A 1,607-nucleotide genomic window follows, 5' to 3' on the forward strand; every position below is an offset into this window, starting at 1 on the left:
GTTTGAATAAGGATAAAATAAATAAGATGTTGCGAGGTTAGACAAAAGAACCGTCACCTTGTCCTCCATTAAACAACGAGCGTGGTTCACTGCGAATCTTCAATGTCCAAAAACAAGAAAGTGTAGTATGGAAAAGCTTTGATAGCGTTAGAGGTACGGATAGGAAATCAGCTGGATTTGGAAGGGATAAGCGTTACTACGAGTGGGACCACACCCATAACGACATAGAAGTATATGATAATAAAGGAAGGCATTTAGGTTCTATGAATCCAGAAACGGGTGAAATGTATAAATCCAAAGTAGAAGGGCGGAAAATTGATATATGATTGATATTTTAGACAAGCTTATTAATGGCGAAATAAGTGTGGACGATGCGTATCAAATTTATGATGAAATAATGGAAAAATGTGATGAGCGTAAAGTTGAGGCGTATCTACAAGATGAATTGTGCATGAACAAGTATGAGTGGACAGCTTTTGCTCACGGTGCTGGGTTAGAGATTATAGCTGATTGGCGAGAAAATGGATGGCCGAAGAGATGCGATAATTGTAATAAATTAATAGACTATACAAAATATGGATGGTGCATAAAAGCAAATAAGTTAAAGTGTCTACAATGTAACGAATAAAAGCATTGTGAATAACGACAAACTGTATAAAAACTACAAGTAATTAAAGAGAGGTCAACGGACGTAATAATCCGCTGGCCTCTCTTTCTTTCTGGAAAGTCGAAAGAGACAAAGGAAAGAGACAAAGAAAAGAGACAAAGAAAGGTAAGCGTCAACCAGTCCCCACATAGTGCTCACGCACTAGCCCTGAGATAATAATCTCAGGAGGGATTGAAAGATGAAAACGAATAATCGAAAAACCTTTACCGATGTCGAGAAAGGAAGAGACAAAGTGACGGTTCCTTTGTCTTGGTAAGATTTTAATTGACGCGGATAATGATGTTACTATCCAAGAAGTCAAAGAAAAACATGAGTCACTCGTGCAAACCCATAAGAAAAAAAGTGGATTCTTGTCATCTAAAACTACAGATAAACTAGACTATTCCTTAGTCAACGAGGTCAAGGGCAGCACAATTTCCGGTGACTCAGTTGATATTAATTCAGGTAAAGACCTTACAGTTAAAGGAAGTAACGTTGTTGCCACAAACGATGTAACGCTCCATGCTGATAATAACGTGAACATTATTTCTGCTCAGGAAACAGGAGAAGATGAACATTACAAACGCGTGAAAAAATCCGGTCTCTTTAGTGGTGGCGGCCTCGGCTTCACGATCGGTAAGCAGACGGAAACGACAAAGCTGAATGAGCAAGTCAAAGGCGAAATAGGCAGCACCATAGGCTCAATCAATGGCAATGTCTCAATCACGGCAGGTAACAAAGTAAATAGCGCGGGCAGCACTCTTGCCAGTGGTAAAGACATCAACATTACCGGCAAAGATGTCACCATTGATAACACAATCAATACCTACGATAGTCAATACAAATACGAATTTAAACAAAGTGGCCTCAGCGTTTCATTAGGTGGCGGGGTTATAGATGCCGGAACGAGCCTCGTGGGAAATGTAGGCCGGGCGGGTGAGGTTGAGGATGAACGCCTCAA

Annotated in this window: 3 protein-coding genes; all 3 read left to right on the plus strand. The window is 40.3% G+C overall.

Going from position 1 to position 1,607, the window contains the following annotated elements; translation table 11 throughout:
- The first annotated feature begins 95 nt into the window (after positions 1–95).
- Positions 96–326, plus strand: a complete 231-nt coding sequence (locus B9A22_RS26665; protein WP_425441433.1) for a colicin E3/pyocin S6 family cytotoxin — start codon at positions 96–98, stop codon at positions 324–326.
- Complete coding sequence (locus B9A22_RS24810; protein WP_084578590.1) at positions 323–628, plus strand: hypothetical protein; 306 nt, start codon at positions 323–325, stop codon at positions 626–628. The genes B9A22_RS26665 and B9A22_RS24810 overlap by 4 nt, the downstream gene beginning before the upstream one ends.
- 389 nt (positions 629–1,017) lie before the next feature.
- The coding region (locus tag B9A22_RS24815) for a hemagglutinin repeat-containing protein (protein WP_245824143.1) at positions 1,018–1,607 on the plus strand (590 nt) is incomplete at its 3' end.

The organism is Sporomusa malonica (genome assembly GCF_900176355.1).
Lineage (GTDB): Bacteria > Bacillota > Negativicutes > Sporomusales > Sporomusaceae > Sporomusa > Sporomusa malonica.

Bases quoted from the DNA above. Each gene is read 5' to 3' on its own strand.
- B9A22_RS24810 (WP_084578590.1), top strand. From the start codon at position 323: ATGATTGATATTTTAGACAAGCTTATTAATGGCGAAATAAGTGTGGAC.